General features: G+C 64.0%; 20 protein-coding genes. 8 read left to right on the forward strand and 12 right to left on the reverse strand.

Going from position 1 to position 24,341, the window contains the following annotated elements; genetic code table 11:
• Positions 1-17: 17 nt before the first annotated feature.
• The 4 genes from lepB to KF886_03880 are packed head-to-tail and all read right to left on the reverse strand — an operon-like array spanning position 18 to position 3,012.
• A complete protein-coding gene (gene lepB, locus KF886_03865) occupies positions 18-683 on the reverse strand; it encodes a signal peptidase I (protein ID MBX3176473.1) in 666 nt (221 codons plus the stop codon).
• Complete coding sequence (locus tag KF886_03870; protein MBX3176474.1) at positions 683-1,312, reverse strand: PHP domain-containing protein; 630 nt, start codon at positions 1,310-1,312, stop codon at positions 683-685. The genes lepB and KF886_03870 overlap by 1 nt, the downstream gene beginning before the upstream one ends.
• A 30-nt stretch (positions 1,313-1,342) precedes the next feature.
• Positions 1,343-2,428 (reverse strand): hypothetical protein, encoded by a 1,086-nt coding sequence (locus KF886_03875; protein MBX3176475.1) that lies wholly within the window; start codon positions 2,426-2,428, stop codon positions 1,343-1,345.
• The gene (locus KF886_03880) at positions 2,428-3,012 is read right to left on the reverse strand and encodes a hypothetical protein (GenBank protein MBX3176476.1); all 585 of its coding nucleotides are present in this window, start codon (positions 3,010-3,012) and stop codon (positions 2,428-2,430) included. Before KF886_03880 ends, KF886_03875 begins: the two co-directional genes overlap by 1 nt.
• 86 nt (positions 3,013-3,098) lie before the next feature.
• Here KF886_03880 and KF886_03885 point away from each other — a divergent pair, with 86 nt between their 5' ends.
• The 3 genes from KF886_03885 to KF886_03895 are packed head-to-tail and all read left to right on the forward strand — an operon-like array spanning position 3,099 to position 6,267.
• Positions 3,099-3,482, forward strand: a complete 384-nt coding sequence (locus KF886_03885) for an ATP-dependent Clp protease adaptor ClpS (protein MBX3176477.1) — start codon at positions 3,099-3,101, stop codon at positions 3,480-3,482.
• Between the two features lie 39 nt (positions 3,483-3,521).
• Positions 3,522-5,774, forward strand: coding sequence for an ATP-dependent Clp protease ATP-binding subunit ClpA (gene clpA, locus KF886_03890; GenBank protein MBX3176478.1), 2,253 nt, complete (start codon positions 3,522-3,524; stop codon positions 5,772-5,774).
• 43 nt (positions 5,775-5,817) lie between these two features.
• Positions 5,818-6,267, forward strand: a complete 450-nt coding sequence (locus KF886_03895; GenBank protein ID MBX3176479.1) for an NUDIX domain-containing protein — start codon at positions 5,818-5,820, stop codon at positions 6,265-6,267.
• A gap of 33 nt (positions 6,268-6,300) precedes the next feature.
• Here the strand turns inward: KF886_03895 and KF886_03900 are convergent, their stop codons facing one another.
• Together KF886_03900 and KF886_03905 are read right to left on the reverse strand one after the other, a co-directional pair.
• The gene (locus KF886_03900) at positions 6,301-7,329 is read right to left on the reverse strand and encodes a restriction endonuclease (protein MBX3176480.1); all 1,029 of its coding nucleotides are present in this window, start codon (positions 7,327-7,329) and stop codon (positions 6,301-6,303) included.
• A 101-nt stretch (positions 7,330-7,430) separates the two neighbouring features.
• A complete protein-coding gene (locus KF886_03905; protein MBX3176481.1) occupies positions 7,431-8,792 on the reverse strand; it encodes a PQQ-binding-like beta-propeller repeat protein in 1,362 nt (453 codons plus the stop codon).
• A gap of 176 nt (positions 8,793-8,968) precedes the next feature.
• Here KF886_03905 and queA point away from each other — a divergent pair, with 176 nt between their 5' ends.
• On the forward strand, positions 8,969-9,991 hold the full coding sequence (queA, locus tag KF886_03910; protein ID MBX3176482.1) for a tRNA preQ1(34) S-adenosylmethionine ribosyltransferase-isomerase QueA: 1,023 nt from the start codon (positions 8,969-8,971) through the stop codon (positions 9,989-9,991).
• Between the two features lie 404 nt (positions 9,992-10,395).
• On the opposite strand, the gene KF886_03915 is transcribed toward queA, so the two are convergent.
• The 6 genes from KF886_03915 to KF886_03940 form a co-directional block, all read right to left on the reverse strand.
• Positions 10,396-11,670: a Gfo/Idh/MocA family oxidoreductase gene (locus KF886_03915; GenBank protein MBX3176483.1), complete on the reverse strand. Its 1,275-nt coding sequence runs from the start codon at positions 11,668-11,670 to the stop codon at positions 10,396-10,398.
• 226 nt (positions 11,671-11,896) lie between these two features.
• A complete protein-coding gene (locus KF886_03920; protein ID MBX3176484.1) occupies positions 11,897-12,826 on the reverse strand; it encodes a hypothetical protein in 930 nt (309 codons plus the stop codon).
• Positions 12,827-12,860: 34 nt separating this feature from the next.
• Positions 12,861-14,786, reverse strand: a complete 1,926-nt coding sequence (gene nadE, locus KF886_03925; protein ID MBX3176485.1) for an NAD(+) synthase — start codon at positions 14,784-14,786, stop codon at positions 12,861-12,863.
• Positions 14,787-14,812: 26 nt separating this feature from the next.
• Positions 14,813-15,349 carry a hypothetical protein gene (locus KF886_03930; protein ID MBX3176486.1) on the reverse strand — a complete coding sequence of 179 codons (537 nt, stop codon included), beginning with the start codon at positions 15,347-15,349 and terminating at the stop codon, positions 14,813-14,815.
• A 2,079-nt stretch (positions 15,350-17,428) separates the two neighbouring features.
• Positions 17,429-17,551 (reverse strand): SDR family NAD(P)-dependent oxidoreductase, encoded by a 123-nt coding sequence (locus KF886_03935; GenBank protein ID MBX3176487.1) that lies wholly within the window; start codon positions 17,549-17,551, stop codon positions 17,429-17,431.
• A 3-nt stretch (positions 17,552-17,554) separates the two neighbouring features.
• Complete coding sequence (locus KF886_03940) at positions 17,555-19,177, reverse strand: YihY family inner membrane protein (GenBank protein ID MBX3176488.1); 1,623 nt, start codon at positions 19,175-19,177, stop codon at positions 17,555-17,557.
• A gap of 224 nt (positions 19,178-19,401) precedes the next feature.
• On the opposite strand from KF886_03940, the gene KF886_03945 reads away from it, so the two are divergent.
• From KF886_03945 to KF886_03960, 4 genes are all read left to right on the forward strand, one after another.
• Positions 19,402-22,419: a c-type cytochrome gene (locus KF886_03945; protein ID MBX3176489.1), complete on the forward strand. Its 3,018-nt coding sequence runs from the start codon at positions 19,402-19,404 to the stop codon at positions 22,417-22,419.
• 138 nt (positions 22,420-22,557) lie between these two features.
• The gene (locus KF886_03950) at positions 22,558-22,908 is read left to right on the forward strand and encodes a type II toxin-antitoxin system RelE/ParE family toxin (protein MBX3176490.1); all 351 of its coding nucleotides are present in this window, start codon (positions 22,558-22,560) and stop codon (positions 22,906-22,908) included.
• Between the two features lies 1 nt (position 22,909).
• Positions 22,910-23,242: an XRE family transcriptional regulator gene (locus tag KF886_03955; protein ID MBX3176491.1), complete on the forward strand. Its 333-nt coding sequence runs from the start codon at positions 22,910-22,912 to the stop codon at positions 23,240-23,242.
• A gap of 120 nt (positions 23,243-23,362) precedes the next feature.
• Positions 23,363-24,319 carry an amidohydrolase family protein gene (locus KF886_03960; protein MBX3176492.1) on the forward strand — a complete coding sequence of 319 codons (957 nt, stop codon included), beginning with the start codon at positions 23,363-23,365 and terminating at the stop codon, positions 24,317-24,319.
• Positions 24,320-24,341: the final 22 nt, after the last annotated feature.

A 24,341-nucleotide genomic window follows, 5' to 3' on the forward strand; every position in this document is an offset into this window, starting at 1 on the left:
CCGGGCGGCGGGCGGGTTTACAGCAAGCCGAAACTGCTGAGCGGCCAGATGCGGAGGACGGCGCGGCCGATGACCTGGCTGTCGTCGACGGCGCTGAAGGTGCGGCTGTCCTTGCTGACGCTGCGGTGATCGCCGAGGACATAGTATTCGCCGGCTCCGAGGACGACGGGATCGCGCACGTCGGTGGAGACTTTTTCCTCGTCGACCAGATAGGGTTCGTCGATGAGGCGATTGTTTATGTAGACGCGCCCGGCGTCGAATTCAACCTTGACGCCGCCCGCGGCGGGGTCCCCGCCGTGTTCGGTGGCGAGGACGGTGTTGGAGCCGCCCCGCACGGGAGGCCCCTGTGCGATGACGCGCTTAATGTAGCGCTTGTTGTTCTCGACGGTGCTTTCGAAGACGACGATGTCGCCGTCGTCCATGGGGGCAAATCCACCCACGATGGGGAGTCGGGAGATGATGGTGGGGAGCTTGAAGACGAGGATGCGCTCGCGGTCGGCGAGGGTGGGCACCATGGAGTCGCCTTGCACCTCGTAACCTTCTATCACTAAAGCCTTTAGGCCCCAGAACACCAGAAGAAACAATACGACCATTTTGACGACTTCGGCGGTTTCCCGCTTCATGTCGCCACGGGCCTCGGTGTCCGGCGCCGCCGCTGGGGCCTGGGTATCTTCTGTCATCATCAGACTGTCTTCCCGACGGAGTTATATGGTCGAAATGTACCATTTCGCAGCGATTTCTGCAAGTCGGCCATGGATTGGATGGGCCCGTCGAACTCGGTGGCGTAACGGCCGACATCCTCGAGGCGGTGCGCGTCGCTGGCGGTAGTGGCGGCGCGCCCGAGGTCGCGGGCTAGTTTTTCGGCGAGCCGCTGCTCGTGCGGAGCGAGGTTGACGCTCCTGATTTCCAGGGCGTCGAAGGGCATGTGGGCGATGCGTTCGTCGAAGGGGATGGCGGCGCGGGTAGGGTGCGCGGCGATACAGGCGGCGCCCATGCGCTGGGCCTTTTCGAGCATGGCCTCGGGCGGGCGCCCGGGCGGGAATTCCCGGACCTGGTGTGGCTCGAGGCCGTATATCAGGATATCGCCGCGCGCGGAACTGTATTCGAAGGCGGCGAGGAGCAGGAAGCCCGGATGCGCCGAGGCGGCCGCGAGTTCGTCGAGCTCTTCGCGCGACCACTGGTAGTGGTGCTCGGTGATGACGAGGCCGTCGAGGCCGGCCCTTACGGCACGGTCGATAAGCTGGCGTTCGTCGATGCGGCTGCACGCGGAATGGCGCCGCGTATGTAGATGCAGGTCGATGAGGAGCCCCATACTACCGGATTCCTCTGCGCGCGCGGTTGCTCAGGCTTCGTCCAATGCGAGTCCCAGCGCCTCGATGACGGGCGAATTGCTGGCATAGCGCGGCATGATAATTTCCAGGTCCTTATTGACAAACTGGCGCACGACGAACAGAACAGACGCGGGGTGTTCGTAGGCCAGCTCCTTAACGTATTGCCACCATTCGCCGTCGGGGATATCGCGCCCGAGCAGCAGCCGGGGTATGTCGGCGGGGTCTTCCTCCTGCTGGAGGGCCTTGATTTCCTCGGCGAGTCCGGCGGCCTGGCCGCGCTGGCTGGCCTCTTTCTGGAGGCGGGCGCCGATGGCGGCGACGAGGCGGCCGGCTTCCTTGTAGCGCTCCGCGAAGGCGTCCCATTCGGGATCGAGCTGGTTTACGAGCTCGACGAGGAACGCGAGGCGCACGTCCAGGGGGCGATCTTCGAGGCGTGCGGCGATCTGGGAGTTGAGTAGCAGGTAGCCCAGGGCGATGGCGACGTGGCGGTCCGGCGGTTGCAGGGCCACGGCATCTTCGGGGCGGCGGGGGTATTCCGCGTGGAGAATCTGGGCGCGGCTCTGGTAGTTCGGGGCGGCGGGCATGGGCTCTGGGAAGGCGGCGTAGTCGTAGTCGAGCCCGACGGCGACGCGGTAGCCCTGTACGGCCCGGGGGATGTCGTTGGCGTCGAGGGCGGCGTCGGCCTCTTCGAGGAAGGTCTGCTGCATGCGCGCCCGGATCCGGAGCAGCTCGTAGGCCTGCGCGGCGGCCTTGAATTTACCCAGCTGGACGGCGTTGTCCGCGAGACGCATCACGAGGCCGTACGGCAACTGGGGCGGGCCCTTTTTTTCGAGTTGTGCGCGCACATGGGCCTGTATTTCGGGGGTTTTCGCGAGGGCCAGGGCGTCCTCGAAACGCGGACCGCCATCGGAACCGGGGACGAGGTAGGCGTACTTGTCGGCGTTGATGTCTTCCGTCGACTCGGCCCGGAGGGGGGAGTAGGAGATGAAGAGGAAACGCAGGCTGACAATATCGCCTTCGGCGACCGCTTTGGCGAGGCAGCGGTCGATGGTTTCCTGGCTAACGGGTGCTTTCTGGATTTCCCTGGTGCGTGCCATCAGGCGGTACTTTCGTGGGTCAGGCTGGATTGTACGAGTGCGCGCCGTTCGTCCCAGTCGACCTGGGGTTCGGTGATTTCGTAGTAGGGCAGGCGCTCGTGGATTTCGTGGTAGCGCCTCTGGCGGTAGTGGCGAAGCACGCGGCTGGCGTGGCGCTCGTGGGCGCGGCTCCAGCGGCTGGCCTCGACGCACTCCTTGTCGCGCCCGGCCTCCAGGACGAGTTCCTCCATGTAGCGGGAGAGGAAGTGGCGCAGGGCGGCGTCGAAGCGCCGGCGGTGGCCATCGACGCTTTCGGGGGTATTGCGGGCGGCGTTCTGCCAGGCGTCTTCCAGGGCGATGACGTTGGCGCGATCGGCCTGGTACTTTTCGCGCAAGTCATTGTCGCGCAAGATGTAAAAAGCGGCGTTGAGCATGGCGATTTCGAGGAGGAAGGCGTCGCGCCGGCTGTCGGTGATCTGGGTGCGCGAGATCTCCATGAGGAGACTTTTCGTGAGGCGCTTGTAGCTGTTGCGCACGTCGCCGGATTTGCAGTCTTCATCCAGCTGGAGGACGTGGAAATAGTTGATGTAGCCGTCGTCGGTCATTGGGGGCGTACTCCGGTGAAACGTAGATTGTACCGCGCGGGCGGCGGGGGGCTCAACTGCGGCGGGGCGGCGAACTGTGCTATTCTATGTTCAGGCGCGGCGCGGGCGCGGGCCGCCGCGCCGAACGGTTCAGGCATAGAAGGAGTCGGGTATCCGTGGCAGAGATTATTGGGACGCCGGGCCAGGGCGCGGCCCTGAAGGACAGACAGAAGGCCGAGCGCCCGCGGCGCTTCAAGGTTCTGTTGCTGAATGACAATTACACCACGATGGAGTTCGTGGTGGCGATATTGATGGATGTGTTCCGGCGTTCGGAGTACGAGGCGGTGCAGATCATGCTGAGTGTGCATGAGAATGGGACGGGCGTGGCGGGGGTATATGTCAAGTCGATAGCCGAGTCGAAGGTCAAGACGGTCCACGAACGGGCGCGGGAGATGGAGTTTCCCCTGCGCTGCGCGCTGGAGCCGGAATAGGGTTCGCCCATCCGGGTCCGGGTGTAAGGAAAGATGCCCATGATCAGCAAAGAGTTTGAGGCGACCCTGGGGGAAGCCCTCCGGGAGGCCCGCGAGCGCCGCCACGAGTATCTGTGCAACGAGCACGTGCTCTTTGCGATGCTGCGCGATCGTCGGGGCGCGGAGATCCTGCGGGCGTGCGGGGGCAACCTGGCGCACCTGGAGCGGCAGCTGGAGGCCTTTTTCACGGCGGAGCTGGAGGTATTGCCGCCCGGGGAGGAGAACATCCCGCGGCAGACGCCGGCCTTCGAGCGGCTGCTGGAGCGGGCGTTTCTGCATGTCCAGTTTTCGGGAAAGGAGGCGGTGGACGCGGGGGATATTCTGGCGGCGATGATGGAGGAGGACGATTCGCACGCGGCGTGGATCCTGCAGGAGGAGGGGATTTCGCGGCTGGACGTGCTGAATTACATCTCGCACGGGATCACGGCGGGCGGGATTTCGTTTGGCGGCGACGACAGCACGTTCGACGAGGACGACGAGGACGAGGAGGGGGCTTCGCGGCGTAGCCCGCTGGAGTCGTACACGGCGAATTTGAACGAAAAGGCGGCGCGGGGCGAAATCGATCCGCTGATCGGTCGCGAGCCGGAACTGCGGCGGACGATCCGCGTGCTGGGGCGGCGTCGGAAGAACAACCCGATTTTCGTGGGGGAACCGGGGGTGGGCAAGACGGCGCTGGCGGAGGGTTTGGCGCTGGCGATTCACGAGGGGCGCGTTCCCGAAGCGCTGATGGACACGGAGATCGTGGCGCTGGACCTGGCGGGGATGCTGGCGGGCACGAAATTCCGCGGCGACTTCGAGCAGCGGCTGAAATCGGTGCTGAAGGAGCTGGACGGGCGGCCGAATGTGGTGCTGTACATCGACGAAATCCACACGCTGGTGGGAGCGGGCGCGACGTCGGAATCGACGATGGACGCGTCGACGATTTTGAAGCCGGCGCTGGCCTCCGGGGAGCTGCGCTGCATCGGGTCGACAACATATGAAGAGTACAAGAACCACTTTGAGAAGGACCGGGGGCTGAGCCGGCGCTTCCAGAAGATCGACATCAACGAGCCGAGCGTTCCGGAAACGATCCAGATCCTGCGGGGTCTGAAACCGCGTTACGAGGCGCACCACGGGATCAGCTATACGGACAGCGCGATCCGCGCGGCGGCGGAACTTTCGGCGAAGCACATCAACGATCGGTTCCTGCCGGACAAGGCGATAGACGTGCTGGACGAGGCGGGATCGGCGGTGCGCCTGGAGGGTTCGCCGGGCCGGAAGTCCATCCGCCCGCAGGACATCGAGGCGATTATCGCGGAGATCGCGCGGATCCCGGCGCGGAGCGTGTCCTCTTCCGACAAGGAAAAGCTGGGGATGCTCGACTACGAGTTGAAGCACGTGGTTTACGGGCAGGAAGACGCGATCACCCAGATCACGCGGGCGATCAAGCGGTCGCGCGCGGGCCTGGGCCGGGCGGACAAGCCGATCGGCTGCTTCCTGTTTACCGGGCCGACGGGGGTGGGCAAGACGGAGGTGGCGCGGCAGCTGGCGAACATCCTGGGGAATCATTTTGCGCGCTACGACATGAGTGAGTACATGGAGAAGCACGCGGTTTCGCGGCTGATCGGCGCGCCGCCCGGGTATGTGGGCTTTGACCAGGGCGGGTTGCTGGTGGACGAGATCCGGCGCAACCCGTACACGGTGCTGCTGCTGGACGAGCTGGAGAAGGCGCATCCGGACATTTACACGGTGCTGCTGCAGGTGATGGACAATGCGAGCCTGACGGACAACATGGGCAAGAAGGCGGATTTCCGGAACGTGATCCTGATTATGACGTCGAACGCGGGGGCGCGGGAGCTGGCGTCGAGCGCGATTGGCTTCCAGGCGGCGGCGAACGACAGCAAGCACAAGAGCATCAAGGCGATCGAGAAGGCGTTTACGCCGGAATTCCGGAACCGGCTCGACGCGATTGTGGCGTTTAACCCGCTGCCGGCCCCGGTCATCGTGCAGGTGGTGGACAAGTTCGTGGGACAGGTGCAGCGCCAGCTTGCGGACCGGAAGGTGACGCTGACCCTGACGGACGCGGCTCGGACGTGGCTCGCGGAGAAGGGGTACGACGAGAAGTACGGCGCGCGGCCGCTGGCGCGGCTGATCGGCGCGGAAATCGAGACGCCGCTGGCGGATGAACTGCTTTTCGGCCGGCTGGAGAAGGGTGGAAAGGTGACGGTGGACGTGGCGGATGATCAGGTGGTGTTCACGTATCCGGAGGCGTAGCGTTGGACTTCGGAATGCGGGCATGCGGAATTGAAGGGATGGCATGAAGACGAAGCATCATAAGACGGCCGGGGGCGTGGTGGTGAATGATCGCGGCGAGGTGCTGGTGATCGTCCGCGATATTGAGCGGGAGGGGGTGCTGGTGCACGAGGTTCGGCTGCCGAAGGGGCATATCGACGACGGGGAGTCGCCGGAGGCCGCGGCGATGCGGGAGGTGTGCGAGGAATCGGGGTATTGCCACGTGCGGATCACGGCGGACTTGGGGCTGGGGCATTCGTCGTTCACGTTTCGGGGGAAACACCACGAGCGGGACGAGCAATACTACCTGATGGAACTGACGAATCCCGAGCGGAGCGCGCCGCAGCCGACGGGTGCGGAGGAGGCGCTTTTCGAGCCGGCGTGGATTCCGCTGGAGCGCGCGGAGGCCGAGATGACCTACGAAAGCGAGCGGGATTTTGTGCGGCGGGCGCGGGCGCGGGTGCTGGGGGGATAGGGGGGGGCGAGATGGCCCTGCCTGGCTTCGATATCAGACGCCAATGCCTGAAATCTTGGTGACCTTCGCCAATGCATAGCCATCAATGAGTGCAATCGGGGACTTGCCATTTGCGCCTGCCTCAAGAATCGCAGCTTTCGAGAAATGACTCGTCGTAACCACAGCGCCCCGAGCATGTTGTTCCAGGCTGCCCCGCAGTTCAGCGACTTCCTTTCTACCGACCGTATGAAGCCATCGTTTGGCTTGCACCTGGACACGTAAACCACTCAGGGCCCAGACTTTGGGGCTTACGTTTGCGTTGATATCAACTCCTCCGTCCTGGGTGAATCGCGTAACACATACGTTCTCGTAGCCAGTGGCGACCATCAAGTCCTTCACGAAGTTTTCGAATGCCTCCGGAGCCTTGGAAAGTAGCTTCCGCCGGATCGACTCTAGTTCAATTGGGTCGAATTCCCCAGCGTTAGATTCTGGATTTCGAGAAGTTTCTTCGATCGACGCTTCGTCCTCGCCGTCTCGGTTTTCCAACCGAGATGTCGCGAGTGCGAGCCGTGAGCAATCAAAGTCGTGCTGTACCGCAACGATTTCAGGCTCATTGTGAATCCTGAATTCGAACAACCAGACCTTTCTAATGTTTCCGCGAGCATCTACCTGCGTATCGGGAAAGTGTCGTATGTACTCGAGCAATCCCAGGAACTTCCAGCGCCTTGGCCCCAGTTTGGGGTCGCGCCGGCTTCCAACAATCATGAATCCGTATATGGGGAAACCATCTGCGACCTGCTGTGGAAATCGCTTGTTTGCCCCCGCCAGCGATTGTTCGCCCTCCAGCCCTGACCCGGTATATACAAGACAATCGCCCTCAAGCCGGTCATGGTAGGGATTCTCCTTCGCCTGGCGTGCAGACGGCGCTGAGGTCATTACCACCACTCGCTTAACAAAGCCATTTGAGTTGACTGCTACCCGAACGCCTCCGGCATTTCCGACGGAGAGGGCTTCCTGAATCTCGATGCTGGAATATAATTGGCCAACTCGAAAAGCTTTGGGATGCTCGTCCATGATGTTCATTGAGTATTATCGCAGCATCTTATGTCAAGATTAGGCGGCAGGATCTGAAGATAAACGTGAATCACCGCGTGACCTCGCGAAAGTACAAAATCTTCTTTCTCCTACGACGCCGCGATGCAGTAGAGGAATTGCTGGCCGCGGAGGTAGAGTTCGTTGGCGATGGCGACGGGGGTGGCGTCGAAGCCGTCGTTGAGGGTGTTGACGGCCACGACATTGAATTCGCCGGTGTTCTTGAGGACGGCGGTTTTGCCTTCGCGGTCGGCGATGTAGATGTGCCCGCCGGCGCCGACGGGGGAGGCGTAGACGTTGGCGAGGCCTTCGAGGGTTTCCCGGTCGAAGAGGACATTGCCGGTGACGGCGTCGGCGCAGCTGAGGACGGGCTTGAGGGTGTCGACGAAGTAGAGGCGGTTGTCGTAGAGGAGGGGCGAGGCGACGTAGGGCGTGCCCTGGCCGATGGTCCAGGCGACGGCGTCGGTTCCGGTGAGGTCGCCGGTGTGGCCGAGTTTGATGGCGGCGAGGGCGTGGCCGCGGAAGCCGCTGGCGCAGTAGGCCATGCCATTGGCGAAGACGGGGGTGGGGATGACGTTCTGGGTCATGCCGCCGCATTCCCAGATGAGGGCGCCGCCGGCGAGGTCGTAGCTTCGGATGCGGTTGGTTCCGTTGACGACGATCTGGATGGCGCCGTTGACTTCAATGGCGGCGGGCGAGGTCCAGGTGGTTTGTTCGTCGCGCCGCGTTTCCCAGCGCATTTCTCCGGTGCTCTTGTCATACGCGGCGATGCGTGAGTCGCCTTCGTGGTCCTGCAGGATGATAATGGAGTCGTTCACGAGCAGGGGCGAGCTGCCTTCGCCGAAGCTGCGCTTCATTCGCATTTTCTCCAGGGGAACGCTCCACTGGTGGTTGCCGTTGACGCCGTAGCAGTGCAGGCCGCGCGAACCGAAGCTGGCCCAGACGAACTGGCCGTCGGTGACGGCGGAGTAGGGCGCGAAGCTGCCGGTGGGGTGGTGTCCCTCCTGGGGAACTTCGCGCGCGGCTTCCTGGCGCCAGGCGATGGAACCGTCGGCGCGGTTGAGGCAGACGACTTCAAAGGCCCACGCGCCGCCGCCTACATCGGAGGCCGTGAGGAGGAAGATCTTATCGCCCCAGATGATGGGAGTGGACTGGCCGGTCCCGGGGAGCGGGACCTTCCATTTGATGTTTTCGGTTTCGCTCCAGGTGGTGGGCGGCGAAGCGGCGGGATTGGAGCCGTTGCCTTCGGGGCCGCGCCAGTTGGGCCAGTGGGCGCCGTCCACCGTTCCAACGGCCGCCGTTTGGATTTCTCCGGGTGCGCCGGCCGATGCGGGAGCGACGGCGGGGGCCGTTTCCGCCGCCGCGGCGGGTTGCGCGCTGGAGGTGGTGGTTTCCTGGCCGCCGCAACTGGCCATAATGAGGAATGCGGGAAAGAGCAGGAGCCTGGAACGCATGTGAGCAATCTCCTCGGTAGTGGCATAGGGATAAATCGAAGCACGCCTTTGAGCATGGAAGCACAACCGCACCGCGGGGCGCAAGTTCGCGCGGCGGCGGCGCGGCCGCATTCTGGCTTCCCGCATCGCGGCTGTGCGATCATGTGAGCCCCCAAGAAACCTGTCCTGGACCCGCCATGATTATTGATGATCTTCATTACGACCTGCCGGAGCGCCTGATTGCGCAGGAACCTTGTCCGGAGCGCGACCAGTCGCGCATGCTGGTGATCGATCGGGCCACTGGAAGCATCCGCGAGGACGTCTTTTCCAACGTACCGGCGTACCTCGATCCGGGGGATTGCCTGGTCTTGAACGATACGCGGGTGATTCGCGCGCGGCTGCACGGCCAGAAGCCCACGGGGGGGCGGGTGGAGATCTTCTTGCTGCACGAGGAGGGGCCGGGCACATGGACGGCGCTGGTCCGGCCTTCGGCGAAGGTCCGCCCGGGGACGCCGGTGTCACTGGCCGGGGGTATTGTGGCGACGGCGGGCGCGGTGTTGCCGGAGGGGCGGCGTCGGGTGCATTTCGATCGCCCGGATGTATTGCGGACGCTGGAGGAGATCGGTGAATTGCCGCTTCCACCGTATATCCACCGTGAGGGGCACACGGACAGCGATCTGCGGCGGTACCAGACGGTGTATGCGGAGCGCCCGGGGGCGGTTGCGGCTCCCACGGCGGGGCTGCACTTCACGCCGGAGGTGTTTGCGGGGCTGGCGGCGCGGGGCGTCGAGAAGACGGCGATCACGCTGCACGTGGGGTATGGGACGTTCAAACCGATTACGGCGGAGCGTCTGGAGCACCACTACGTGGATCCGGAGGAGTTCCACATGGGCGAGGCGGCGGCGGCGAAGCTCAACGCGACGCGGGCGGCGGGCCGCCGGGTGGCGGCGGTGGGCACGACGGTGACGCGGACGCTGGAGACGCAGTTCCGGGAGGGAAGGTATCACGCGGGGGAAGGGGTGACGGACAAGTACATTTATCCGCCGTATGAATTCCAGGGGGTGGATGTGCTCCAGACGAACTTCCACCTTCCGAAGTCGAGCCTGCTGGCGCTGGTATTCGCGTTTGCGGGGCGGGAGTTGACCCTGGAGGCGTACCGGTATGCGATTGCGCGGGAGTTTCGGTTTTATTCGTATGGGGACGTAATGCTGATCCGGTAGGGGGCGGATGATTTGTGGGCGCGTGGGGATATGAACCGGGCGCAGTGCTTGGCGGGCTTTCCTTTGGGTTTGCGGTTCCCTTTGACCAGGGTGCAATTCTGATATTACCGATGAATTACGAGCGCTATAAAGCGGGCCTTCAGCCTCATCGCTTATTGGATCCCTTTGCCGGGGCCGATAGCCCAGGCTGCTTTGAAACAGGCCTTCGGCCTTGAAGATCGCTTCTTCAGCGCCGAAGGCGCCCGATCATATCATCCTGGGCCACAGGCCCCGGAAGAATGACGACGATTTCGGCCAAGGCTGAAAGCCCGTATCATCGTGGGTTTTCGGCGAAGTGCAAGGATCGAGACTGTTCTTACTTCCCCACTGTCTGGGCGCGGTAATATCAGAACCGCACCCTTTGTCTATGACGGCGTCACGATCTCTTTTTCCTTGTCCCAGGCCATCATTTTCTTCTGGAACCAGGAGAGGTTGGCCATGCGGACGGCGGTGACGCCGTAGAGGCCGAGTTCGGGGGGGCAGTTGAGATCGGCGCCTTCGCGGATGGCCTTGTGGTGGTTGCGGTGGTGGGGATCGACATCCTCGCCGCCGGTCTTTTTGTGGGTGGCAATAATGGCGTCATTGTCGGCCTTGACGTCGCTCTTGATCTCCCATCCCTTGCTGTTGAAGGTGAGGGTGGCGTCGGTCCCGCGGATGCAGTGGCTGTTTCCGTCGTCGTTGGCCATGGTGCCGAGGACGTGGACGGTCATGCCGTTGGTGACGCCTTCCCGCGCGGGGTATTCGGCGAGCATCTCGAAGCTGTCCGGAAGGTCGCGTCCGTCGTCCCAGGTGTAAATGCCGCCCATGCCGGCGACGCGATCGGGGTATTCGAGCCCGCAGGCCTTGATGAGGCGGGTGAGGCGGTGGATGAAGAGGTCGGTGGCGACGCCGCCGGAGTATTCGGAGTAGCAGCGCCATTCGTAGTAGCGGCGCGGGTCCCAGTCCACTTCGGGCGCGGGCTTCTGCCAGGCGATCCAGTCGAGGTCATCGGGCTTGGCGGCGTCTGGGTTGCCGCCGCGGCGCCAGGGGCCGTCGCCTTCGTAGTTGCGGACGTAGTCGATCTGGGCGTGGACGAGCTTGCCGAGCTTGCCCGCCTGGATGGCCTCCCAGGCGGAGGCGTAGCTGTCGTCCGCCATACCCTGGACGCCGACCTGGAGCTTGAGGCCGGTCTCTTTCGCCTTTGCGAGTACGGCCTGGCCTTCCTTGATGTCGTGGGTCATGGGCTTTTCGACGTAGACGTGTTTCCCGGCGTCGAGGGCGTCGAGGGTGATGTAGGCGTGGGAGTGCTCGGGGGTGGCGATGAGGACGTAGTCGATGTCGTCGCGGCCGAGGATTTCGCGATAGTCCTTGTGGAGGTCGGCGGAACCGCCGGCTTCCTTGATTTTGCCCTGGAAATTTTCGGCGCGGCGGGTGTAGACGTCGCAGACGGCGGCGAGATCGAGGTTTTCGTCTTCGCGGATTTTGAGGAGTTTTTCGAGGTGGTGGGTGGCGATGGTCCCGCAGCCGATGAAGGCCATGCGGAGTCGATTGTTGGCGCCGGGGGTCTGTGCGTACCCTTTCGCGGTCATGGCGAGGGCGCTGGCGGCGGTGGTGGTGGTGCGGATGAAGTCACGGCGGGTTACCGTGTGGCGTGTCGACATGAATGGGGTCCTTTATTCTTCGTATGCGGGGGATGGCGCCCCCGGGTTTTGAGGGCAGGATAGGGGAATTTGTTGCGGGTTACAAGTTTCGGGTTGGGGGTGGTGACGTTGGAATCTGGGGTTGAGACACAGACCGCATGAGTTCCTGGTAATCTTTGCTTACGTTGCCGCGGACAGGAATGTCCGCGATCCTTTGCGGCTTCGCCGCCGTGGACAGCCGGGACGGCTATCCTACATTTTTCGCGGACGGGAATGTCTGCGTCCCGGATGCGCCTTCGGGGCGGTAGTGACGGGTGATTTCGGCGGCCATGGTGGACTCAAAAGCGCCTGTCTTCTTGAGAAATACGGGGGTGTTGTGGCGTCCGGTGGGGAGCGGGTGCAGGGAAACCTCGGGGATATCCTTCAGGTACTGGGCCTGCTCGACATCGGGCCAGGCGGTCTCGCCGTAGAAGGCGGAAATGTGCGGGCGGTCGGGCCGCGCGCGATAGGCGCCGGCGAAATCGGGAATGGCGTTGAGTTGCGCACGGCGGAGGATGTGGCGGACGCCCCAGATGGCGGCGGAGGTGACGAGGAGCATTTCCCAGTAGGCTGCGGGCTCGGTGAAGAACTTTTTGAAGTCGAAGATGGAGGTCATGAGACGGCGGGGGCGGGTATAGACGTCGAGCTCGAAGGGGGCGCCAAAGCTGATGATGTGGTGAAAGTTGCAGCGGGTTCCGAATATGATGGCGGCGGTTCCGCCGATGGAGGAGCCGAGGGCGATGTTGTGGGCGGCGCCGAGGCGACCGAGTACGCGGTTGATGGCGTCTTCGTAGAAGGCGTGGCCGCCGGGCGATCCGTCGGGCGCGACGAAGAAGGCGGCGCGCTGGCAATCGCGGAGAAAGACGAGGTTGGCGTCGAAGTCGATGCGGCGGAGTACGCCCTGGAACTCGAATCGGGCGAGACCGGCGTAGAGCACGTCGAGCCCGGAGAAGACGACGATGGTCACGGGGGCCCCGCGGTCCTCGACGAGCATGTAGTTGGCTTCTTCGAGGGCATTTGCGGCGTCGTCCTCGACCTGAAACTGGCCTTCGGCGTCCATGCGCTGGGCGAGGTCGGGCATGAAGACGCGGAGAAAGACGCGGAGGGCGTTGAGGGCTATCTGGAGTATTTTTTTCATGTTGGATCGGGGGGTCTTCCGGCCGCGCGGCCGATCAGCGCAGGCGCGCGGCGGCCAGGTCGTCGAGTTCGTATTGTATGCTCTGGGTTACGGGGAAACGGAAGCCTGTTTTCGGGTCAAGATCGAGGTCCATCACCTTGAGTGCGACGGGGTGCTGGTCGCGTTTCCACTGGTTTGCGGCGAAGCGGCGGGCGAAGTCGCTGGTCCAGGCGCGCATTTGCTCGGGGTCGCGATCCGGGTGGCGCTTGCAGGCGACGCGCCAGCAGTCGGCCAGGGACATGCGGCGGCGGGCGTAGAGGTAAAGGAGGTCGTCCAGGACGGCGTAGGGCATGAGGTCCTCTTCGTCGGTCTGGTTGGCGGCGAGTTCGGCGCTGGGCGGAATGGCGAGGATGTCCTTGAGTGAACGGATGCCATCGCGATCGGCGATATAGGCGAGGAGCTCGGAGACGAGGGTTTTGGGCACGTTTGCGATCGGCGAGTAGCCGCCCTGGTTGTCACCGCCGGTGGTGCTGTATCCGACGGCCATCTCGCTGAGGTTGGAGGTGACGAGGACGAGCCCGGCCGCGCTGTTGGCCCAGTTGAGCATCATGGCTCCGCGGACCCGAGCCTGGAGGTTCTGTTTGGCCAGGGGGTGAATCGCGGAAGACGCGCCGAGGATCTCCTCCTGTTTTTCGAGGGCGATTTTCGATTCCGCGTCGATACTGGCGAGCTTGAAGGGGACGCCGAGTTCCTCGGCGAGGGCGCGCGCGGCCTTTTCCGTGGCCTGGGAGCTGTATTTCGCGTTGGGCAGGTAGATGGCGCTCACGCGCCGGGCGAAGTCCGAAGTGGCGTCGCCTTCCTTGAGCCATTTCGCGGCCTGGACGGCGATGAGTAGGCAGAGCGCGCTGTCGCGCCCGCCGGAAAGGGCGATTAGCATGCGCTCGAAGGCGCCCACCTTTTCGAAGTAGTCGCGAAGGCCGAGGGAGAGCGCATCGAAGAGCTGGTCGAGGGCGGGGTTGCGGGAACGCTCGCGCGGGGCGGGATCGGCGACGTAAAAGCTTCTCGGCAGGGCGTCCGCAAAATCTGCGACGGGGGCCTGGGAGAAGGGCAGGCCGGAGACCTGCACAATTTCGACGGCGCCGGTTTGTTTTCCGGCGGCGCCTTCGCGCCAGGTGGTGTTTTCGCCGCGGAGGCGCGCGAGGTTTTCGAGGTCGACGACGCCGGTGGTGAGGGTCCAGGATTGCTCCGAGAGGATGGGGCCGGCGGCGACGACGCCTTCGGGATCGGCGATGATCCCGCCGCCGTCGAAGACAAGCCGGCTGTTGTCGCAGCCGAGTAGATTGGCGTAGGCGTAGACGGATTTGAGGCTGCCGGCGCTCTGGGTGATGAGGCGCTTGCGCTCTTCGTTCTTGCCCGGCAGAAAGGGCGAGGCGCTGGGGTTGCAGATGATTTCGGCGCCGGCGCGGACGCGTTCGTGTGCGGGCGAAGACGGGGACCAGAGGTCCTCGCAGATTTCGGCGGAGACCATGCCGAAGGGGAGGTCGAATACGAGGTCGCCGGCGGGCACGCCGTTAATCCGGGTGACGCCTCCCTCCCACTTCGTGTAGTTGCGGCTTTCGTAGAAGATGCTGTACATGGGCAGGTGCTTCTTGAGCACGAGGCCCTGTACGCGCCCGGCGGCGATGAGCGCGGCGGCGTTGTAGGTCAGCGCGCCGATGCGGACGGGGAGGCCGGCGAATACGGCAATGTCCTTGCAGGATTCGGCGAGTTCGACGAGGTTCGCCCAGCTGTGTCGCGCGATGTCGGGCCAGCTGATTCGGTCTTCCAGGCTGTAGCCCGAGATGCCGAGCTCGGGGGTGACCAGGAGATGGACGCCCTGTTCGCGGGCGGCCTCAATGGCGGCGCGCAGCCGCCCGGTGTTCCAGGCGAAATCCCCCACTTTCACGGAGATGGCGGCGGCTCCGATCCGGACTAGTCGCATGTGCTGGCTTCCTTCTGGGTTGGGGGTCAGGCGTCGGGGCCCGGGTTCATGCACTGGTCAATGGCCTGCTTGAGGGCGTCGGGATGCCGGGTTCCGATGAGCAGGTGGCGCCCGTTTTCGTAGTCAATGCGGACGCCGAGATCGCCGGAGACGTTGTAGGCTTTGCCGTTTCGGGTCCAGCGTATCCCCCAGCCGCCGTATTCCATGGCGGGGCGGTATTGGACGGCGTTGACGGCGGTGACGCCGCCGAGGTCGATCTGGCGGGTGCGCCGGTGGATGGGGCGGAACCGGATGAAGAGGCCTTGCCGGGCGACTTCGGTCTGTAGTTTGAGCGAGGCGATGAAGGCGAGGAAGCCGAGGTTGAGGAGGATGATAGCGCCGCCGAGGGCGATCATCTGGGTGTTGGACATGGCGTCCTCGCCGAAGGGGTTGCCCTGGATGACCTGGCGGTTGATCATCCAGGCGATGGTTCCGATGCAAAACGAGGAGACGACGAGCAGGATGATCCAGAGCAGGGGCTGGCGGAATTGCTGGTCTTCTCGAAACAGAATATCGGAATGCATGGGTAGCGGCCTTCTTGTGCGGGGTTTGACGGGTAGTATAGCGTGGCCGGGGGGTGGATTTCTTGCGGGGCTTTGGCAGGCTTGGAGGTCGGGGTGCGGGTGGGCCGTCCTCCACGGCGCATCTTCGGCCCGTGCTCCCAACGGTCCGGGCTTTTCGTGCCGGGTCACGGTCCGTGTGAGTTGCGGGCCTGCTTTGCCGCAGACAGGATGTACGCGATCCTTCGATTCACGCATGTCTTGATCGAGACGCGCTTTCACACCGGTGGGAGCTTCATTCCGCGTAACAGTTCAGGCGTCTGAAGCAGATGAGGTTTTCAACCGCGAATTAACGCGAATGGACACGAATGAAGAGAAGAAAGGACCGTCTCGCTTTGGGAATTCGAGGCTGTGATCACGGCATAAATGGGCCGTTCGTAGGCGCCGCTCGCGCTGTCTCAGCCTGGAAGGCTAAGCCACGTTGGCGGGTGTTGATGGATTGCGGTGATTTTGGATCCACGGCGGCTTGGTCGGAATTGGCCAGGAATTGTTTTTGGGTAGCAAGGACGTTGATAGAGTGTGGTGCGGGTTCCTTAGAGCAGCCTATGGCCGCATCCGAGGAATTGATCACCACGAAGGGCACGAAGGGTACGAAGAGAGGAAGTTTTTGAAGGGGGGCATGCCAAGGGGTATGGAATTGAGCCGAGTCGGGATGCGGGGTCGATGCGCGGGGGGGATTGGATCGGGGCCACAAAGGGCACAGAGAACACAAAAGATTCGTTTGGACCGCGAGTGAACGCGAATGGACTCAGCGCGGCGTTTGGCCGCGATCTGGATTCTTGACCACGGATTACATAGGGCAGCCTCTGGCCGCAGCCAAAGAAGGGATCAGCACGAAGGGCACGAAGAAGAACAGAGAAGAGCTTTGACCGCAGAGAGCGCATAGGGTGTTATTGTGCGCGGACGGACCAGGACACTTGAACGAGGGCGGACTTTTAACCACGAATGGACACCAATGCACACGAATGCGCCGGGAGCGGCGGCTGGCCGCGATCAGGAGTTGTGACCACGGATTACACGGATGGCACGGATAGAGAACGAATTCGATATGTTCTAACCGGGATTGGGCACGAATGAAGGGAGTAGCGGAATGAAGCACCCACCGCCTTGGAGGCGATTCTCGGTCAAGACGGGCGTGAATAGCAGGATCGTGGAAATTCCGCCTCGGCGGACCGTAGGCGTGTCCGCTGCAACGGGTGCTCGGAAAATAACGTGCCGTAAGAGGTTTGGAATGGATTCCCGGCGTCCCCCGGAGCGGAAAGCATTTGGGACCCGCGCCTCTTTACGTAGACGTCGATCACGAGATGTCTCGCGCTCGCCCTGCCGCGGAATGTCCGCGATCCTTTGCGCGCCTCCGGCGCGTTGCGGGCGGGCCGCCCGCGCTCCCATTGTTCCGGGCTTCTGTTGTAGTGCTGGGTAATGTGGTTAGATTGTGGGCTGGCTGCGCGTCCTGAGCGTGCATTGCGTCGGGTGCTATGGCTGACCGCGTATGGCGCCTCCGGCGCCTGGACAGCCGGGACGGCTATCCTACAGTTGCGCCTTTGGGCGCTGAACACAGCCGGGACGCCCGCCTCCGGCGCGTCATGGAGTTGTGCCACTTTCCTTGCGCGGTGGTTTTGGCGGGGGAAGGAGAACTCTTTGAGGTGGGCTCACGTTGCCGCAGACAAGAATGTCCGCGATCTTTTGCGCGCCTCCGGCGCGTTGCGGGCGGGCCGCCCGCGCTCCCATTGGTCCGGGCTTCTGTTGTAGTGCTGGGCAATGTGGTTAGACTGTGGGCTGGCTGCGCGTCCTGAGCGTGCATTGCGTCGGGTGCTATGGCTGACCGCGTATGGCGCCTCCGGCGCCTGGACAGCCGGGACGGATATCCTACAGTTGCGCCTTTGGGCGCTGAACACAGCCGGGACGCCCGCCTCCGGCGCGTCATGGAGCTGTGCCACTTTCCTTGCGCGGTGGTTTTGGCGGGGGGAAGGAGAACTCTTTGAGGTGGGCTCACGTTGCCGCAGACACGAATGTCCGCGATCCTTTGCCGCGCTTCCTCATATATTAACGGTCCGTCCGTGCTGTTTCCGCGATGTTGCAACCCTGCTCCGCAAGGGCCAGCGCGATCGCCCGGCCGATTCCGCGCCCCGCGCCGGTGACAATCGCGTTCTTCCCCGCCAGCAGCACGCGTCAGGCCTCCCGGGCCGCAAGCCCGGCGATCGTCGCCGAACGTATATCCGTTCCGGGCGCGCCCAGCGCCGCATACACATCCTCGTAGGCGTCCTCGCTGCGCAGGGCCGACGGATCTTCGCCCGCCTCGCGCAGCGCGTTTAACACCTCCACCACCGCAATGGTGTCCGCCGCACGGCTGGGCAGATACGTCGCCGGCTCCGTCGCGCACACCGAAACAAGCCCGGCCTTCGACAAGGTCTCCAGCGCGTCGTGCACCAGCCGCGTGGGCACGTTCCACGACTCCGCCATGTCCGCCGCCGACAGGGCCGGTTGCCCGGCCGCATAGCGCCGCGCCATCGCGATCATGATGCGCACCGCCACCGCCTCGCGGTACGCGAAGCTCGCCTTCCCCGCCAGCCGCTCCAGCGCGAACGTCTTCTCGTTCTGATACGCAAACGTCACCAGCGCCCCGAAAAGCAGAATTGCCCAACTCACATAAATCCACGCGAGCAACATGGGCACCAGGGCAAACGCCGAAAAGAAAAACGTGTACTTCGCGAGGCCCACGTTGAACGTCACATACGCCCACGCCGTCGCCGTCCAGGCAATGCCCGCGAGCAAGCCGCCCGCCAGCGCGCAACGCGGCTGAACCGTGGTGTTCGGCACAAAATAATAGAGCAGGGCAAACGTCAACGAGATGATAAGCACCTGGCTGCCCCGCAACACGATGGAGAGCGAACCCAGCGATTCGTTCGTTGTCAGCGCCGCCGTGATGCCGAGCATCACCGCAGCGACCACGGGAAGCAGCAGCGTAATCATCACGTAATCGCTCAGGGTGCGCAGGAGTTTCCGGGTTTCCGATACCCCCCAGATCTGGTTGAACGCCCACTCCACGTTTCGCATCAGCCCGAGCACCGTAATCAATACGTACATCAGGCCCGTAAGCCCCAGCGTACGCACGTCCGTCGCCCGCTCCTCCACCATGCCCACGAGGAACCCAACCGGATCAAAGTATTCCCCTTCGTCCATGTCCACGGTCATCGTGGGGAACATCGTCTTCAAGATATCGTTCACCAGTTGCTGGTCATCCTCCGTCGGGATCGAGTCCCCGCCCTCCGGGGCGTCCACGGCGTCCCCGCCCTCCACGGCAATGGCGGCATTTGCGGCTTGCGCGGTGGCCGGATCGCCCTCCGATTCCGCGCGGGGAATGACGGGCTCGGGCGATTCATACAGATCGGCGGGGGCGGGCTCGCCGTCCTCTTCCCCGCCCTTTACCACCTGAACCACCTCCATCGCCTTTGTGATGTGGCCGTCGATCCAGTCCGATACCTGCCCGTAGATGTGATCCCCCAGGTTAAAGGTCTGGATAAATGAGAACATGAACACCAGAAACGGCACGAGAAACAGCAGCGTCGTAAACGTCAGCGCCGAAGCCCGCAGCAGCAAGGACTCCTCGAACATGCCCTTGAACAGCAGTATCCCGACCCGCAGCTGTTTTACCAGGAAGCCCTCGGGGATCGCCTCGCCCGGCTTGCCAATATGCCAGATGTCGTGGCTCACGTACTGGTGGCACCGCGCGTACGACGCCCGCGCGCGCTCGCAAGCCGCCCGCGCGCGCTCGATATACGGTTGAATGTCCATACGCCCCATGCTAGCCGCACCCATACCCCTCGCGCAACCCCAGCCCGCCCGCCGCGAAGGCCCGCACGCCGGCCTTCAGTTTGCATTCCGCCGCGCCCAATTCGGATACTACCCGACTGTAATGAGCCCCGTCCGGCGCGATTCCGCCGAACGCCCACCTCCACCGGCCCCCCGCACCGTTGCAAGCGCGCGCGGGCCGGTCGAAACATCGCATGGAGATCCCGATGCCGTATTCGAACTCAATTCGCGCGTTTGGCGGACGCCTCGCGCTGGCCGCCGCCGTATCCCTCTTCGGCGCCGCCGCCGCCCCCGCACAGGACGCCGCGGACGACAGCCTCGACCGCGACTACGCCGCGGAACTCCCCCGCATTGCCCCGCTTTCGCCGGAAGACGCGCTGAACACCTTCGAGGTCCACCCCGGCTTTCGGGTGGAGCTCGTCGCCGCGGAACCCCTCGTGGCCGACCCCATCGCCATCGCGTTCGACGAGCGGGGGCGCATGTTCGTCGTTGAAATGCGCGACTACTCCGAGGAATACGAGGAGCGCCGCGGCCTCATCGCCATGCTTGAAGACACCGACGAAGACGGGGTCTTCGACAAGCGATCCGTATACGTCAGCGATCTCGCCTGGCCCACCGCGGTCACCTGCTACGACGGCGGCGTCTTCGTTGGTGTGCCCCCGGATCTCCTGTACTGCAAGGACACCACCGGCGACGGCATCGCGGATGTCCGCGAAGTGGTCTATACCGGGTTCAGCCTCAAGAACGTCCAGGGCCTCGTCAACACCTTTAAGTGGGGGCTCGACAACCATATCTACGGCGCCACAAGCACCTCCGGCGCGGATCTGAAACCCGGCAACGACCCCGCCGCGCTCCCGATCGCCCTGCGCGGCCGCGACTTCAAGATTGAGCCCAAGTCCCGCGCCATCATCCCGATCAGCGGCGGGGGGCAGCACGGCATGAGCATGGATCCCTGGGGGCGGCGCTTCGTCAGCTCGAACAGCGACCACATCCAGCAGATCATGTTCGACGATCACTACCTCGCCCGCAACCCCTACCTCGCCGCCCCCGGCGCCCGGCGCAGCATCGCCGCCGACGGCCCCGCCGCCACCGTCTACCGCAGTAGCCCGGTGGAGCCCTGGCGCGTCGTCCGCACCCGGCTCCGGGCCAAGGGCATCGTCCCCGGCATTGTCGAAGGCGGCGGCCAGCCGGCGGGCTACTTCACCGGCGCCACCGGCGTCACCATCTACCGGGGCGACGCCTGGCCGGCCGAGTACTACGGCAACGCGTTCATCGGCGATGTCGGCAGCAACCTCATGCACCGCAAGGTCCTCGACGAAAGCAACATCGAACTTGTCGCCCGCCGCGCCGACGAGAACACGGAGTTCCTCCGCTCCAGCGACATCTGGTTCCGCCCCTCCCAGTTTGCCAATGCGCCCGACGGCGCGTTCTACGTGATGGACATGTACCGCGAGGTCATCGAGCACCCCGCCAGCCTGCCTCCGATTATCAAGCAGCACCTGGACCTCACCAGTGGGCGCGACAGGGGCCGCATCTACCGCGTCGTCCCCGAAAACTTCCAGCAGCGCCCGCTGCCCCGCCTCGACGAGGCCACCACCGAGGAACTCGTGCGGACGCTTGACCACGCCAACGGCTGGCATCGCGAAACGGCAGCCCGCCTCCTCTATGAACAGCAGGACCAGGCCGCCGTGCCGGCCCTGCGCGCGCTCGTCACCGGGGGCGCCCGCCCGGAAGGCCGCATCCGCGCGCTCTACGGGCTTGATGGTCTCGCCGCCCTCAACCGCGACGATGTCGCCGCCGCCCTCCAGGACGCCTCGCCCAAGGTTCGCGAGCACGCCATCCGTCTCTCGGAGGCCTTCCTGGAGAGCGACGCCGAATTGCTGGACGCCATCGTCGCGCAGGCGGGCGATAGCGTTCCCCAGATCCGCTACCAGGCCGCCTTCAGCCTGGGCGCCGCGGTCGGCGCCAAACGGAACGAGGCCCTCGCGAACGTCCTCCTGAATAATCTCGACAACGAATGGATCGTGCTCGCCGTCAATAGCTCGCTCTACACCGGGGCCGAGGATGCCCTCCGCCTCGTGCTCGCAAACGACGCCTTCCGCGCGCACGGCTCCGCGCCCGGCCTCGTGCAGGAGCTCGCGAAGTACGCCGGCGCCACCGGATCCCGGGAAACGCTCGCCTCCGCCGTCGCCAGCATTGACGGGCTTCCCGAATCCGAGGCCGCTCTGGCCCAGGCCGCCGTCCGCGGCATGATCAACGGCATGCAACTCGGCGGGCGCGGCGCCATCGCGCCCGAAGTGCTCGCGGGGTCCACCCAGGCCAAAGGCCTGCTCGACAGCATGATCGCCAGTGCGCGAACCGCCGCGGCGGACCCCGAAGTGAAGCCGGAGGATCGTATTGCCGCCATCGGCAACCTGGCCTTCGCGCCCGCCGGCGACACCCTCCCGCTCCTCGGCGAGATACTCGCGGGCCAGTCCACCAGCGACGTTCAGATCGCGGCCATCAAGACCGTGGGCGGCTACGACAATCCCCAGGGCGCCGCCATCATCATGGAGCAGTTCGCCGCGTTCAGCCCGGCGGTCCGCAACGAGGCCATCGAGACGCTCTTCTCCCGCAAGTCCTGGGTTGAAGCGCTCATCGCGGGCGTCGAATCCGGCGCCTTCTCCGCGCGCAGCCTCGACTCCAACCGGATCCACTTCCTCGTCAACCACCCCGACGAGGCCATCCGTACCCGCGCCGCCGCCGTGCTCGGCAGCGAACAGCCCACGGCGCGCGACGAGGTGGTGGCCGCGTATGAGCCCGCGCTGAAAATGCAGGGCGATGTTGATCGCGGCCGCGCCATCTACATGGAGCAGTGCAGCCAGTGCCACGTCATGGAAGGCCAGGGCTTCGCGGTCGGCCCGGACCTCGCCGCCATCGGAACGCGCGGTCCCGAAGCCATCCTGCTCAACATCCTCGACCCCAACCGGGAGATCAACCCCGCCTACGTCAATTTCACTGTCGAAACCACCGACTGGGAGACCTTCAGCGGACTCATCTCCTCTGAAACCGCCACCAGCATCACCCTCACCCGCGCCGGTGGCGCCTCCGACACCATCCTCCGCGTTAACATCGAGAAAATCGAAAGCGCCGATCTTTCCCTGATGCCCGAAGGCCTCGAAGCCGGCATCGACCAACAGCAAATGGCCGATTTGATCGCCTATCTCATGTCCATCAGTTCATAGGCCGACGGCCACAGCGTTCAGCGCGGAAATGGCGCGAACGAACACAATTCAAGACACGCAGAACACCGCCCTGGACCCCGTGTCCAGGGCGGTTCACGTTTTTCTTCAACCAGGCTTGTAAACGAAAAGGGGCGGGCCATGAAGGACGAACTCAAAGTTCTGGTTTGCGCGGGAGACACCAGGCAGATTATTCGAGCGCTTCCGGTGGAAATAAGACAGAAAATTGGCCGCGCCCTGATGCTCGTCCAGACAGGCGACACCCCAAAGAACACAAAATATCTTCAGGGATTCAGGGCGCCTGTCCAGGAAATCCGAATCTCCCACGACAAAGAGGCGTATAGGGCGGTCTACACGGTGGCGATTCATGATAAGGTATACTTACTGCACGTGTTTCACAAAAAATCGAAGAGCGGCATTGGAATTTCACCCAGGGACTTAGAATTGATTGGAAGGCGGCTGCGAGACGCTCTAGCAATGGAGAAGGAATAAAATGCCCGAAACGAATGTGCCTGAACCTACAAAGTTTGAGGTGGTCACGAACATTTTCGAGGCGCTTGATATCCCGAACGCCGAGCATGAAACCGCCAGGTGCGAACTGGTCGGCCGGATATTTCAAATTGGCCGGGATCGTAACCTCAGCGACCGCCAACTCGCCAAAATGGCGGGCTGCACCTATGAGCGCATGTCACAACTTCGTGCGGTTGACTTCGATGATGTCACGATTGACGAACTTTGCGGTTATCTCGTCGCGCTGGGGCATGGCATTCGGATCGTTGTGGAACCGGAACTGCGAACCGATGCCCATCTGACCGTGGAAAGTTGAATCCGGTATACGGAGCCGCTCGCAAAGCCGCCCCTCCACGACTATCGGGATGCGCCGCGCCCACCCCTTCCGCTACAGTACCCGCTACATGCCACGGGATACCGCAGGGAGGAAGTCCACATGAACACCAACACAACCATCACCCGACGCGCCTTCCACCGCGGCGCCCTCGCGGCCGGCGCCGCGTTGCTCGCCGCCGCCCGCCCTTCCCGCGGCGCGTCCGCGAGCACCTTCCCCCCGGGGAAATACGTCGACATTCACACCCACCTCGGTCAGGAGTGGGGCGTCAAGCAACCGCTCACCGCCGACCTCCTCCTCGCCTGGATGGACGAGCACGACATCGCCCAGGCGGTGGTCCTGCCGCTCATCAACCCCGAATCCTGGGACCACCCGCTCACCACGGACTATGTCCTCGATCAGACGAAACCCCACCGGGACCGGCTGATTCCCTTCTGCTCCGTCGATCCGCGCACCATCAACCTCAGCGCCCAGGGCAAACGCGACCTGCTCCGCAAATACCAGGACGCCGGCTGCCAGGGTTTCGGCGAGCACAAGCCCGGCGTCCCCATGGATGACCCGCGCAACCTCGATCTCTTCAACGCCTGCGCCGAAATCGGCTTCCCGGTCCTCTTCCACCTCGACAACAGCCGCAACACCGACGCGCCCGGCCTGCCCGGCGTCGAGGCGGTCCTCAAAGTGATCCCGGAAGGCGTCTTCATCGGCCACGCGACCGGCTGGTGGGCCTCCATCAGCGGCGGCCTCGAACAAGGCGAGCTGCAGGGCTACCCCAAGGGCGACGTCGCCCCTGGCGGGGCCGTCGGACGACTCTTCGACACCTACCCCAACATCTACGGCGACCTTTCCGCCGGCAGCGGGTCCAACGCGCTCGCCCGCGACCCGGAACACGGCAAGGCCTTCTGCCTCAAGTACGCCGATCGCCTCCTCTTCGGCACGGACTACCTCGAACCCGGCCAGGCCGTTCGCCAGTTCGAAATCCTCGACAGTTTTGAGCTTCCTGAGGATGTGCAGGCGAAAATCTACCGCGACAACGCCCGGAAGCTCCTCGGAATGCATTAGCCCGCGTGTAGCCACAAGGCAG

This window comes from Candidatus Hydrogenedentota bacterium (genome assembly GCA_019637335.1).
GTDB lineage: Bacteria > Hydrogenedentota > Hydrogenedentia > Hydrogenedentales > JAEUWI01 > JAEUWI01.